Annotated in this window: 14 protein-coding genes; 4 read left to right on the forward strand and 10 right to left on the reverse strand. The window is 73.2% G+C overall.

Annotated elements, in window-relative coordinates:
• Positions 1–23: 23 nt before the first annotated feature.
• From smpB to JOF36_RS31780, 8 genes are all read right to left on the reverse strand, one after another.
• A complete protein-coding gene (gene smpB / locus JOF36_RS31745; RefSeq protein WP_210034198.1) occupies positions 24–509 on the reverse strand; it encodes an SsrA-binding protein SmpB in 486 nt (161 codons plus the stop codon).
• Between the two features lie 46 nt (positions 510–555).
• Positions 556–1,458, reverse strand: coding sequence for a permease-like cell division protein FtsX (gene ftsX / locus JOF36_RS31750; RefSeq protein WP_210034200.1), 903 nt, complete (start codon positions 1,456–1,458; stop codon positions 556–558).
• Entirely contained in the window at positions 1,458–2,147 is a 690-nt protein-coding gene (gene ftsE / locus JOF36_RS31755) for a cell division ATP-binding protein FtsE (protein ID WP_210034203.1), read from the reverse strand. The genes ftsX and ftsE overlap by 1 nt, the downstream gene beginning before the upstream one ends.
• A 128-nt stretch (positions 2,148–2,275) precedes the next feature.
• Positions 2,276–3,019: a LolA-like protein gene (locus JOF36_RS31760; protein WP_210034205.1), complete on the reverse strand. Its 744-nt coding sequence runs from the start codon at positions 3,017–3,019 to the stop codon at positions 2,276–2,278.
• Positions 3,016–4,122 carry a peptide chain release factor 2 gene (gene prfB / locus JOF36_RS31765; protein WP_210034207.1) on the reverse strand — a complete coding sequence of 369 codons (1,107 nt, stop codon included), beginning with the start codon at positions 4,120–4,122 and terminating at the stop codon, positions 3,016–3,018. Before prfB ends, JOF36_RS31760 begins: the two co-directional genes overlap by 4 nt.
• A 64-nt stretch (positions 4,123–4,186) precedes the next feature.
• On the reverse strand, positions 4,187–4,696 hold the full coding sequence (locus tag JOF36_RS31770; protein ID WP_210034210.1) for a PadR family transcriptional regulator: 510 nt from the start codon (positions 4,694–4,696) through the stop codon (positions 4,187–4,189).
• Between the two features lie 107 nt (positions 4,697–4,803).
• Positions 4,804–5,835: an acyl-CoA dehydrogenase family protein gene (locus tag JOF36_RS31775; RefSeq protein ID WP_210034212.1), complete on the reverse strand. Its 1,032-nt coding sequence runs from the start codon at positions 5,833–5,835 to the stop codon at positions 4,804–4,806.
• Positions 5,836–5,853: 18 nt separating this feature from the next.
• The gene (locus tag JOF36_RS31780) at positions 5,854–7,026 is read right to left on the reverse strand and encodes an acyl-CoA dehydrogenase family protein (RefSeq protein ID WP_210034214.1); all 1,173 of its coding nucleotides are present in this window, start codon (positions 7,024–7,026) and stop codon (positions 5,854–5,856) included.
• A gap of 123 nt (positions 7,027–7,149) precedes the next feature.
• Between JOF36_RS31780 and JOF36_RS31785 the strand changes: the two genes are divergently transcribed.
• Both JOF36_RS31785 and JOF36_RS31790 read left to right on the forward strand, forming a co-directional pair.
• Positions 7,150–7,404 (forward strand): hypothetical protein, encoded by a 255-nt coding sequence (locus JOF36_RS31785; RefSeq protein WP_210034216.1) that lies wholly within the window; start codon positions 7,150–7,152, stop codon positions 7,402–7,404.
• On the forward strand, positions 7,401–7,793 hold the full coding sequence (locus tag JOF36_RS31790; protein ID WP_210034218.1) for a hypothetical protein: 393 nt from the start codon (positions 7,401–7,403) through the stop codon (positions 7,791–7,793). Before JOF36_RS31785 ends, JOF36_RS31790 begins: the two co-directional genes overlap by 4 nt.
• A 24-nt stretch (positions 7,794–7,817) precedes the next feature.
• Here JOF36_RS31790 and JOF36_RS31795 read toward each other — a convergent pair whose 3' ends face one another.
• Entirely contained in the window at positions 7,818–8,576 is a 759-nt protein-coding gene (locus tag JOF36_RS31795; protein WP_210034220.1) for a tyrosine-protein phosphatase, read from the reverse strand.
• A gap of 85 nt (positions 8,577–8,661) precedes the next feature.
• Positions 8,662–9,132 (reverse strand): redox-sensitive transcriptional activator SoxR, encoded by a 471-nt coding sequence (soxR, locus tag JOF36_RS31800; RefSeq protein WP_245351055.1) that lies wholly within the window; start codon positions 9,130–9,132, stop codon positions 8,662–8,664.
• A gap of 450 nt (positions 9,133–9,582) precedes the next feature.
• Here soxR and JOF36_RS31805 point away from each other — a divergent pair, with 450 nt between their 5' ends.
• Together JOF36_RS31805 and JOF36_RS31810 are read left to right on the forward strand one after the other, a co-directional pair.
• A complete protein-coding gene (locus JOF36_RS31805) occupies positions 9,583–10,401 on the forward strand; it encodes a transglycosylase SLT domain-containing protein (protein WP_210034221.1) in 819 nt (272 codons plus the stop codon).
• A gap of 118 nt (positions 10,402–10,519) precedes the next feature.
• Positions 10,520–12,634 carry an acyltransferase family protein gene (locus JOF36_RS31810; RefSeq protein WP_210034224.1) on the forward strand — a complete coding sequence of 705 codons (2,115 nt, stop codon included), beginning with the start codon at positions 10,520–10,522 and terminating at the stop codon, positions 12,632–12,634.
• Positions 12,635–12,641 lie beyond the last annotated feature (7 nt).

A 12,641-nucleotide genomic window follows, 5' to 3' on the forward strand; every position in this document is an offset into this window, starting at 1 on the left:
CCCACCGGTGCGGGGCCCTCGGGCTACTTCAGGCTGCGGGCCCGACCCTTGGCGGCGCGGCCGACGGCACGGGCCATCTCCCGCTGCGCGTCCTTCTTCGCCAGGTCGCGACGCTTGTCGTAGTCCTTCTTACCGCGGGCCAGCGCGATCTCGCACTTGACCTTGCCGTCGCTGAAGTACAGCGACAACGGCACCAGGGTCAGACCGCCCTCACGGGTCTTGCCCATGAGCCGGTCGATCTCGCCGCGGTGCAGCAGCAGCTTGCGGGTGCGCCGCGGCTCGTGGTTGGTCCAGCTCCCGCGGACGTACTCCGGAATGTGCAGCCCGCGGAGGAAGATCTCGCCGTCGTCGATGGTCGCGAACGCGTCCACCATCGACGCCCGGCCCAGACGGAGGCTCTTCACCTCGGTCCCCTTCAGCGCGACCCCGGCCTCGAACTCCTCCAGGATCGCGTAGTCGTGCCGGGCCCGACGGTTCTGCGCGATCACCTTCCGGCCCTGTTCCTTCACCGCACCAGACTACCCACGAGGCGCCACCCATATCCCGGCCACGCACTCACACCTTCACGTAGGCGCGCAGCGTCGCGTACCCGGTCACCCCGGCGACGACCGCGCCCACCGGCACCAGCAGCACCGACACGACCAGGACGTCGGCCAGGCGTACGGGCGGGACCACCCCGGCCTGCCCGATCGCGCCGAGCAGGTCGTCGACGACGGCGTACTTCGCGGCCACGAGGCCCGCCCCGGCCAGCGCACCACCGATCGCTCCGGCGATCGCCGCCTCCACCAGGAAGGGCAGCTGGGTGGTCCACCGGGTCGCGCCGACCAGCCGCATCACCCCGACCTCGGTGCGCCGGGTGAACGCCGACACCTGCACCGTGTTGGAGATCAGCAGCACCGCGGCGACCGCCTGCACGACGGCGAGCGCGAACGCCACGTTCCGGACACCGTTCAGGAAGTCGAACAGCGTCCCGACGACGTCGCGCTGGTCGATCACCCCGCGCACCCCGGGGCGGCCCTCGACGGCCGCGGTCGCGGCGGCGGCCCCGCCCTGCTGGTCGGTGAGGGTCACCCGCAGCGTCGCGGGCAGCGACTGCGGACGGGCGACGTCGGCGACGGACTGCCCGGCGAACAGCTCGCGGAACCGGGTGTAGGCCTGCTCCTGGGACTCGAAGGTCACCTCACCGACACCGGGTGCGACCTGGAGCGCGTCCCGCAGCGACGCGCACACCGGCCCGGAGCAGTCCGCATCGGACCCCGAGACCTCCGGGGTCAGCGCGACCTGGATCTCGAGCCGGTCCGTGTACAGCTCGGAGATGTCGTCGATGCTGCGCAGGATCAGCAGCCCGGCGCCGACCGACATCAGGGTGACGGCCGTGGTCAGCACCATCGCCACGGTCATCGTCACGTTGCGGCGCAGGCCCGAGGAGACCTCGCGGGTGAGCAGTGCGGGGCGCATCAGCGGCCCGCCCCGTACACCGCGCGGGCCTCGTCACGCAGCACGACGCCGTCGGCGAGCTCGACCACCCGGCGCCGCATCGCGTCCACGATCGTGTCGTCGTGCGTGGCCATCAGCACGGTCGTGCCGCCGCGGTTGATCCGTTCCAGCAGCTGCATGATCTCCCGGCTCGTCTCGGGGTCGAGGTTGCCCGTCGGCTCGTCGGCCAGCAGCAGCGGCGGCCGGTTGACCGACGCGCGCGCGATCGCCACCCGCTGCTGCTCGCCGCCGGACAGCTCGTGCGGCATGCGTTCGGCCTTGCCCTGCAGGCCGACCAGCTCGAGCAGCTCGGGCACCGCGATCTCGATCTCGGACCGCTTGCGCCCCAGCACCTCCAGCGCGAACGCGACGTTGCCGGCGACGGTGCGCTTGGGGAGCAGCCGGAAGTCCTGGAAGACGCACCCGATCCGCTGGCGCAGCTTCGGGACCTTGCGCCGGGGCAGCTTCGCGACGTCGAGGCCGTCGACCCGGATGGTGCCGGAGGTGGGCACGTCCTCGCGCAGCAGCAGCCGCAGCAGCGTCGACTTGCCCGATCCGGAGGGCCCGATGAGGAACACGAACTCGCCGGGGTCGACGGTCGCGCAGATCCGGTCCAGCGCCGGCCGGCCGGACGCCGGGTACCGCTTGGTGACGTCCCGCAGCTCGATCACGGAGCGGGACGGTACCGCCGCCGCGCGTATACACCCCGTGACGACACGCCCGCCCGCCCGCGGGAGCGCTCCGAGGTCACGCCCGGCCGCCGAGCGGGTCCGGGCCTGGTCCACACACGGCTCCGCGGCTACGGCGCGGTGACCTCGACCGGCAGGCCCGGCTCGGCGACGTCGAGTGTGATCGGTCCGGCGGCCGGTGTACCGGTACCGGGCGCAGCGGGTTCCAGGCGCAGCCGCACCAGCCGGCCGCGGTCCGGCCCGGCGGCGTCGGGCGCACCGAGCCACGCGGTGAACCGCGGGGTCGGCGAGACCAGCCCGGCGAGCTCGTCGATCCGGGTCGCGGTCGCCGGGTCCGGGGCGGCGGTCCGGGCCGCGGCGAGATCGACGGTGCCGGTGTAGCGGAGCGCGGGGACGCCGCCGACGTCCTCCCGGCCGGGCTGCTCGGTCACGTCGCGCAGGCCGGGCGCGGTGTGCAGGGCGCCGGTCACGGCCCCGACCGGGAGCATGCCGGTAGAGAGCCGCTGCCAGCGATCGGCACCGCCGAGCCGGATCCAGGCGTCGTCACCGACGACCCGGACCTGCGCACCGCGGGTGCCGAGCGCGACGGTGAGGTCCGCGGCGAACGGGGCGAACCGCGCCGGGCCGGAGGCCTCCACCCGGCCGGTCGGCAGGTCGAGGGCGACCCTCAGCCGGGCCGACCCGGCGTCGGCGAGTGCCTGCCCGGCTCCCGCGACGACCTCACGTGGATCGGGTGGCGGGGCGGGGGCGGCCGCGTCGCCGGACGGAGCGTCCGCGCCGGTGCACCCGGCCAGGACCAGCGCGAGCACGGTGGCGAATACGGTGGCGAGGACGGTCGACGCCGCGCGCCTCACGACTGGTCGGCCTGCTGGCGGCGCCAGCGGATGCCGGCCTCGATGAAGTCGTCGATCTCGCCGTCGAGCACCTGCGACGGGTTGCCGGCCTCGTGCTCGGTGCGCAGGTCCTTCACCAGCTGGTACGGGTGCAGGACGTAGTTGCGCATCTGGTTGCCCCAGGACGAGCCGGCGTCCTTGAAGGTGTCCATCAGCTCGCGCTCCTCCTGCCGGCGCCGATCGAGCAGCTTGGCCTGCAGCACCGTCATCGCGGACGCCTTGTTCTGCAGCTGCGAGCGCTCGTTCTGGCAGGCCACCGCGATCCCGGTCGGGATGTGGGTCAGCCGGACCGCCGAGTCGGTGGTGTTGACGCCCTGGCCGCCGGGGCCCGACGCGCGGAACACGTCGACCCGCAGGTCCTTCTCGTCGATCTCGATGTGGTCGGTCGACTCGACGACCGGCGCCACCTCGACCCCGGCGAACGAGGTCTGGCGGCGCCCCTGGTTGTCGAACGGCGAGATCCGCACCAGCCGGTGCGTGCCCGCCTCGACCGAGAGCGTCCCGAAGGCGTAGGGCGCGTGCACCGCGAAGGTGGCGGACTTGATGCCCGCCTCCTCGGCGTAGGACGTGTCGTAGACGTCGGTGCCGTAGCCGTGCCGCTCGGCCCAGCGCAGGTACATCCGCATCAGCATCTCGGCGAAGTCGGCCGCGTCGATACCGCCGGCCTCCGCACGGATGGTGACCAGGGCCTCGCGCTCGTCGTACTCACCCGACAGCAGGGTGCGGACCTCCAGCGAGGCGATCTCGCTGCGCAGCTTCGCGCGGTCGGCGTCGGCATCGGCGGTCGCGGACGAGTCGGCCTCGTCCTCGGCGAGCTCGTAGAGCACCGGGAGGTCGTCGAGCCGGCGGCGCAGGTCGTCGAGCCGGCGCAGGTCGCCCTGGGCGTACGCGAGCCGGCTGGTGATCTTCTGAGCGGCCTCGACGTCGTCCCAGAGGTCCGGGCGCCCCGCCTGCTCGGACAGCTCCTCGATCTCCTGGCGCAGCCGCGGCACATCGGCCACGGCCTCGATGCTGGAGAGCGTGGTGTCGAGGTCCTTCAGGTCGGCCTGGACGTCGGGAGTCACATCGATCGAGGGTACGCGGGGTGGGCGGCGTGTCGGCCGGCTCCCCCGCGATCCGCCCGGTGGCTCACTCCTCCGGGATCGCGTCGATCAGTTTGATCATCGCGCGGGTGTGCGCGACGGCGAAGTCGGCGACCGGCCTGCCGTACGGGTCGTCGGTGGCACGGGCCGCGGCGCGGGCCGCGGCGAGGCGCTCGGCATAGGCCTCCCGCGCCGACCGCAGCAGTTCGGTGCGTTGCTTCACCGTCAACGTCCCGGCGTGCAGCAGCCGCAGCACCAGCGGGCTGCGGACCGCGTCGGCGTCGCCGCCCGCGGCCAGCCACGCCTTGAACGCGCGCTTGCCGGCGGCGGTGAGGACGTACTGCTGGCTGGCCCGAGCTCCCCGCTTGCCCAGCCGGAGCAGGCCCTCCTCGGTGAGCGCCGGCAGCTCGCGGTAGACCTGGCTGCGGGTGACCGAGAAGAAGAGCCCGAACCGCTCACCCGCCGCCGAGACCAGTTGGCCACCGGTCATCGGACCGCTGTGCAGCAGGCCGAGCAGGGCGGCAGCCGTGGCGTTGACCGGTGTGACGGGGGCCATCGTGCGACGGTCCCACGGTCGGCGCCCGGGCGCGAGTCCACACGGCACATTCACCCTGCTTACGCCGGATGCGCGGTATCCATTGTGCGCAGAGGGCCGAAGCGGGCTCAGACCGTCAGCGCAGCGATCCGCTCCCGCTGGGTCGCGACGTCTCCGTACTGGCCGGCGAGCCGCCGGGCGCGCTTGTAGAACAGGTGCGCCTCGTGCTCCCACGTGTACCCGATACCGCCGTGGTACTGGATCATCGCCTCGGTCGACCGCAGCGCCACCTCGCTCGCCTTGGCCTTCGCGACGGCGACGGCGAGATCGGCGTCGGCGAGCCCGGTTCCGAGCGCGTGGGCGGCGTAGAGCGCCGCGTGCTCGGCCATTGTCACCCCGACGTGCAGGTCGGCGAGCGCGTGCTTGATCGCCTGGAACGAGCCCACCGGCACGCCGAACTGCTCGCGCTCGCGGTCGTAGGCGACGGTGCGGGTCAGCGCCTCCCGGGCGATCCCGACGAGATCCGCGGCGACGAGCACGGTGGCCCGGTCGGTCAGCTGTTTCTGCAGCTCCACGGTGGCGCCGGGCAGCGGCTCGGCCGTGGAGCCGCCACCGGCGGACAGCGACGCGAGCCGGGTGGTGCCGTCGTAGCTGCCGACCGGCGTCGCGGCGGCCCCGGTGATCAGGGACAGCCCGGGCAGGTCCGGCTCGGACGGCCCCACGACGACGTCGGCGACCGCCCCGTACTCCACCACCGGCAGGCCGGTGGAGACGCTGCCGCGGGTGGTGAACGCGCCGATCGCCGTGCCGGCCGCGATCCTCGGCAGCCAGGCCGCCCGCTGCTCGTCGGATCCGGCGAGCCGGATCGCCTCCGCGGCGAGCACGGTGCCGCGCCACGGCCCGGGTGCGACGCCCGCGCCGAGCGCCCTGGCGATTACCTGGGCCTCGACCAGGCCCAGCCCCAGGCCGTCGTGCTCCTCGGGGACGGTGACGGCGAGCCAGCCCTGCTCGCCGGCCGCCGTCCACAGTGCCGCCGGGTTGCCGTCGGAGTCGCTCGCCTCGACGACCTCCCGCACGGCGGCGAGATCGAACCGCTCCGCCAGGTAGCCGCGGACCGCCTTGCCGAACTCCTGCTGCTCCTCGGTGAGCGCGAAATACATGGGGACTCCTTGCCGGGGCTAACGAGGCAGGCCGAGCACGCGCTCGGCGGTGATGTTGCGCTGGACCTGGGACGAGCCGCCCCAGATGGTCACCGAGCGGGACCACATGGCCTGGGCGTGCATCGGCCGCAGGTCGGTGCCGTCCGCCAGGGTGTCGAGCGTGGCGTCCTCGCCGAGGATCCGGTCGTAGACCTCCCAGAGGTCCTGGAACGTCTCCGACCACTGCAGCTTGGTCATCGACGCCTCGAACCCGAGGTCGCGGCCCTGCTCGACCTGGGTGAGCACGTGCATCGAGTGCAGCCTCAGGCACTCCAGCTCGGTGAGGACGCGGGCGAGCTCGTCGCGGATCACCGGGTCGCGGTCGCGGCCCAGCTTCCGCGCGACGGCGGCGATCTCGTCGTACTGCCTGCGGAACTCGGTGTACTGGGAGATGCCGGACGCCCCGCGCTCGAACGACAGCAGCAGCATCGCCGTGCGCCAGCCGTCGCCGATCTCGCCGAGGCAGTCCGTCGCCGGGACGCGGGCGTCGTCGAAGAACACCTCACCGAACTCGCTCGCCCCGCTCATCTGCTTCAGCGGACGCGCCGTGACCCCGGGCTGGTTCATGTCGATCAGCAGCATCGAGATGCCGCGGTGCTTCTGCGAGCCGGCCTCGGTCCGGACCATGGTGAAGATCTTGTCGCCGTGCACGGCGTTGGTCGTCCACACCTTCTGCCCGTTGACGACGAAGTCGTCGCCGTCCCGGACGCCCTTGGTGGACAGCGCCGCGAGGTCGGACCCGGCGCCGGGCTCGGAGAAGCCCTGGCACCAGATCACCTCGTTGCGCAGCATCGGTCCGATGATCTCCTTGCGCTGCGCGTCCGTGCCGATCGCCATGACCGTCGGCGCGAGGAAGGTGAGACCCAGCGTGTTGACCGTGCGCGGGGCGTACGCGCGGACCATCTCCTCGTCGTAGATGGCCTTCATCCCCGGCGTCCCGCCACGGCCGCCGTACTCGGTCGGCCACCCGATACCGGCGAACCCGGCGTCGGCCTTGTCCCGCTCCCAGTCCCGGCGCAGGCGGAAGCTCTCGTCGTCGCCGAGGGACTCCCAGAACCCGGCCCGGGTCCACTCCTGAGGGATGTGCGCCGCGAGCCAGGAGCGCAGCTCCGCCCGGAACTCTTCCTCGGCCGGGGTGAAGGTCAGGTCCATGCGTGCACCGTTCTGCGTGAGGTCGCCACTGTCCCTCCCGGCAGCCTTGCATACCCGTCGGTAACCTGCCCAGCCCCGGCGTGCTGCGTGGCCACCGCAGTATGCAGGGAGTAGCATTCCGGTATGCGCAGCGAGCGAGTGACGGTCACGCTGCCGGCCGAGCTGGTAGCGGAAGCACGGGACGCGGTGTCCCGTGGAACTGCGGCGAGCCTGTCCGCCTACGTGGCGGAGGCCGTCCAGGCGAGGCAGCACCGGGACCGTTCCCTGGCCACCCTGGCGAGCCTCTACGGCGGCCCCCCGCCGGCCGACGAGCTGGACGCGGCGCGGCGTTCCCTGCGCCCGGTCCCGCCCGTGGCCGTCGGCGCAGCCGCCCGATGATCGGCGGACGCGTTCTCGACGCCTCCGCGCTGGCCGCCTTCGCCACCGGCCGCCCCGTCTACATGCGAGCCCTCGTCTGGGCCGCGGTGGAGGAGAACATCGTGCTCGCGGTGCCCAGCGCCGCACTCGGCCGCGCCTGGTCGATGGTGGAGGCCGAGCACCACGCCGCGTTGCAGGTCCTGCTCGGCCTCCCGAACACCGTGATCCACGAGCTGTCCCCGGAGAGCGCGCAGGAGGCGGGGCTGCTGATGGCCAGCCAGGGCCTCGACGACATCGTCACCGGCCAGGTCGTCACCGCAGCCCGCCGCCGCGGCTGGCCCGCGGTCACCGGCGACCCGGGGTCACTGCGCAAGCTGGACCCGATGGTCCCGATCGAGGAACTGCCGTAAAGCCTCGCCCGGCGCGGACGCCGGTCAGGCCGGGTCGTCGTCGCGCAGCCGGGTTCGCAGCCGGACCAGCTCGTCCTCGGTCAGGCCGTTGTCCAGCAGCCACTGCACCGGGCCGCCGTGCCGCTCGTCGAGCAGCTCCAGGAAGGTCTGCATGATCTCGGCCCGTGGCCGGTGCCGGTCGAGGTCCTCCTCCGGCGGCATCGGCTCGCCGCGACCGGCCGTCCAGCGCCGGAACAGCGCCTCGATCCGGGTCGCGGACAGGGCGTAGTCGGCCACGACGTCCTCGCGCGCGACCCCGACGGCCGAGGAGATCAGCGCGACCAGCACGCCGGTGCGGTCCTTGCCGGCCGCACAGTGCACGAGGGTGGCCCCGGTCTCCCGCTCGGCGACCCGGCGGACCCCGGAGACGACGTTCACCGCGCGGTCGCCGAGGTAGCCGAGGTAGTGCCCGACCATCGGGTCGGTGTCCTCGCCGAGCTCGGGCAGCGCGCGCCCGGTGTCCGGGATGAAGCTCAGCCGGTGCACGGTGATGCCGGCCTCGGCCAGCGCTCCGGCCCCGTACACCACGAGCTCCTCGTCCTTGCGCAGGTCCAGCACCTGCACGACGCCGAGGTCGCCGGTGAGCCGGGCCACGTCGCCGGGGCTGAGGTCCTCGAGCGACTCGGTGCGCAACAGCACGCCCGGCCGGACCCGGCCGCCGCCCTCGAGCGGCAGGCCACCCAGGTCGCGGGCGTTGGTGAGGCCGTCGAAGGTCAACCAGCGGTCCGGTACCAGATCCGTCACGGCCGCCACACTAGCCAGCGCCGCAGGGCCCGCGGGCCACTCGGAGACCGGCTTCACCTGCCGTGCCCGGCTCGGGGACCCGGCCTCACCTGCCGTGCACGGGAGGCTTGCGCAGTGCCGAGGGCAGGCGCCGGGCGCCCTCCCCCTGGGCGGCGGCGACATCGCCGGGATTGAGCAACCTGCACGACGTCATGGACAGGCAGCCGCAGCCGATGCATCCGTCCAGTCCGTCCCGCAGCGCGACCAGCGCCTCGATCTGCTCGTCGAGCCGGCTGCGCCACGCCTTCGACAACCGGGACCAGTCCGCCTTGTTCGGCGTCCGCTCGGCGGGCAGCGAGTCCAGCGCGGACCGCACCTCGTCCAGTCCGATGCCGATCGAACGGGCTGCCCGGACGAACGCGAGCCGGCGCAGCGTGCTGCGCCGGTAGCGGCGCTGCCCGCCACTCGTCCGGCTCGCGGTGATCAGCCCTTCCCGCTCGTAGTAGCGCAGCGCGGAGTGCGGGAAGCCGCTCCGCTCGACGATCTCGCCGATCGTCAGGAGATCACTCGACTCCATCCGTCCCGACACCTCCTCGATCCGGGGGCACCGCCCGGAGCGCTGGAACCTCCACGCCGGACAGTGAAGCTTGCTTCAGCATCATGACATGCACACCACGCCCGCGACCTGCGGCGACGACCGTCCGTCGGCACCGATATGCCGCCCGTCGGGTTGCCCGACCGGACGTGCAAGATCGATTTCTCGGTGAACGGTGTCTCCTGCGCGGCGACGGACGCCCCCAGGGCTGGACCCGCCCGACCGGTGCCTCTACGGTTCTTGCCAGTCATCACGGCCCGATCACGAGCGGGCCAGGAGCCGGCCCCCCGACCGGCTCACCCGGGCCCCCCGACCCGGCCGCTCGCGACGGCGCTGTCCGTTGATCTCGAAAGGGTTTCCCCCTTGTCAGGACACCGCTCCCCCGGTGGCCGCCGCGTGTTCCCCCGACCCGTGGCGACCGCACCCGCAGCAATGACCGCTGCCCGAACCGTCCGCTCCCCAGGACAGGCCGGACCGGCGCACACCCACGCCGCCCGCCGAGCCGGAACCCGCACCGCGGCGACCGGTGCCGCCTTCGGTGTGCTCGCCTCCGGCGCGTTCGCCGCCGTCGTACCGACCACGGTGGACGGCACGGCGACCGAGGCCGACGCCGAGGAGACCACGACGGCGACGACGCTGGCCGCGTTCGACACGGCCATCCCGTCGGCGACGTCGTCGGCCGACGGCAGCCCCTCGGGCTACTTCAGCCCGGTCTCCTTCGAGCACTCCGGCGCCGCCACCGGCGCGCTGCAGGCCACCGCCGCCCCCGCCGGGGCCAGCGACCTCGCGTCACTGGGCAAGGCGCACGAGATCGCGGCCACGATCGCCGAGGAGCACCGCAAGGCGGCCGCGGCCGAGCAGCAGCGGCAGGCCGAGCAGGCACGGCTCGACGCGCTGATCTCGCAGGGCGGTGTGGACGCCTGGATCGCCGAGGCGCTGGACCACATGGGTATGCCACAGTCCTACGCCGATGGCCTGAAGCAGATCATCATGAAGGAGTCCAACGGCGACCCCGACGCCATCAACGACTGGGACTCCAACGCCTCCGCAGGCACCCCGTCCGAGGGCCTGATGCAGGTCATCCCGTCGACGTTCGAGGCCTACGTGCACCCGGACTTCGCCGACCGGGGCGTCACCGACCCGATCGCGAACATCACCGCGGGCGTCCGCTACATGGTCGACCGCTACGGCGTCGAGACGCTCGAGGCCGGTGGCCGCACCGGATCCGCCGGCGGCTACATCGGATACTGATCCACACCGCGTCACACCTCGACGGCGGCCGGCAGGGAAACCTGCCGGCCGCCGTCGTCGTCGCACGAGGCGAAAGTAAAGTCGGGTTTACTGACCGCCCGAGAGGAGCCCCCGGCTCGTGACGACCCCTGGTGGCGCACCGTCCGCCCGCACCGGCGCCGCGCCGAGCGGTTCCCGCTCCCGTTTCCGGCCCGAGCTGCAGGGACTGCGTGCCCTCGCGGTGCTGCTGGTGGTCGCCTACCACGTCTGGTTCGACCGGGTCTCCGGCGGTGTGGACGTGTTCTTCCTGATCACCGGGTTCCTGATCGTCGGCGGGCTGTACCGGGCGGGCGTCCGGGGCGGGGTCGACATCCTCGCCACCTGGCGGCGCCAGCTGTCCCGCCTGCTGCCCGCCATCACCGTGGTGCTGGCCGCGGGCGTCGTGGCCGGGGCGGTGCTGCTGCCGGAGAGCCGATGGCTCTCGACGGTCCGCGAGACCGTGGCGTCGCTGCTGTTCCTGCAGAACTGGGAGCTCGCGGCAGGTGCCGTCGACTACGCGGCGCGCAACGATGCGGCGAGCATCGTCCAGCACTTCTGGTCGCTGTCCATCCAGGGGCAGTTCTACCTCCTCGCGCCGCTGCTCGTGGCCGGGGTGGTGCTCGCCGCGCAGCGGGACCGGGCGGACCTGCACACCCGGCTCACCGGCACCCTGCTGGCCATCGGCGGGGCGTCGCTGGGCTACTCGGTGTACCTGACGCTGGTGAACCAGCCGCTCGCCTACTTCCACTCCCTCACCCGGGTCTGGGAGTTCGCCCTCGGTGGCCTGCTGGCGCTCTGGATCTCCCGGATCGAGGACCGCCCGGAGCTGACCCCGGGCACCCGGGCGACGCTGGGCTGGTTCGGCGTGCTGGCGCTGGTGTCCTGCGGTGTGCTGCTCCCGGTCGACCGGGCGTTCCCGGGCTGGGCGGCGCTGTGGCCGACGCTGGCGGCGGCGATGGTGCTGGTGGCCGGGCGGTCCGGGCACCGGCTCGGGGTCGACCGGTTGCTGTCGGGCCCGGTGCTGCGGACCGTCGGGGACCTCTCGTTCCCGCTCTACCTCTGGCACTGGCCGATCCTGGTGCTGACGCTGGTGACCACCGGCCAAGAGCGGCTCTCGCTGAGCGCGGGCACCGCCGTCGTCGCCGTGTCGTTCGTGCTCGCCTGGCTCACCCACCGGTTCGTCGAGGAGCCGATCGGCCGTCTCGGCGTGCGGCACGCGTTGCGCGCCGGTGGCGCGCTGGCGCTGGTCGTGCTGATCGGCTCCGCGGGCTGGTTCGGCGCCGCCACCGTGCGGGCCTCGGTGCAGGTCGAGGCCGGCTCGCCGAGTCACCCGGGTGCCGTCGCGCTGGCGCCCGGTTTCGAGTACGCGGGCCTGGCCGACGAGGACCCTGCTGCCGAGAACCCCGCCGACGAGAATCCCGCGGCCGGGAACCCCGCCGCCGAGGTGGCGCTCACGCCCTCGCTGGCCGGGGCGCCCGACGACTGGAGCTACCACCGCGGCACCTGGAACTGCGGCCCGCTCCAGCGCGACGACGTCGAGATCCACTACTGCACGATCCCGCCCCCCGGCGAGGAGCCCGCCGAGCGCACCCTCGCCGTGGTCGGTGACTCGCACGCCCAGCAGTACGTCGCCTCCCTGATGCCGGTCGCCGCGCAGCGGAACTGGGAGATCGTCGGCATGTTCCGCGGGGCCTGCCCGTTCTCCACGGTGTCGGAGACCGACCCGGCCGACGACGGCTGCACCGCCTGGAACGGCGCGGTCGCCGAGGAGCTGGCCGGACTGCAGCCGGACGCCGTGCTGACGCTGGCCACCAGGGAGGCCCGTCCGGGGCTCACCGAGGTGACCCCGCAGGGCTTCGTCGACGCCTGGTGGCGGATGCACGAGGCCGGGGTGCACGTCGTCGCGGTGCGGGACAACCCGCGCCCGGACTTCTTCGTGCCCGAGTGCATCAGCCGGGAGGGCCGGCACGCCGAGGCCTGCGGGCTCCCGCGGCACGACGTCTATCCCACGCCGCCGCCGTACGCGGCGGTGCCCGACGTCCCGCCGAACGTGTCGTTCGTCGACACCGCACCGGCCATCTGCGATCCGGAGCTCTGCCCGGCCGAGGTCGGCAACGTGCTGGTCTACATGGACGACAACCACCTGACCGCGACCTACGCCGAGACGATGGCCCCGCTGTTCGCCGACCACTTCGAGCGCCAGCTGGGCTGGTGACGGGGAC

Origin of the sequence: Pseudonocardia parietis, from assembly GCF_017876315.1 — a bacterium.
In the GTDB taxonomy this organism is placed as follows: domain Bacteria; phylum Actinomycetota; class Actinomycetes; order Mycobacteriales; family Pseudonocardiaceae; genus Pseudonocardia; species Pseudonocardia parietis.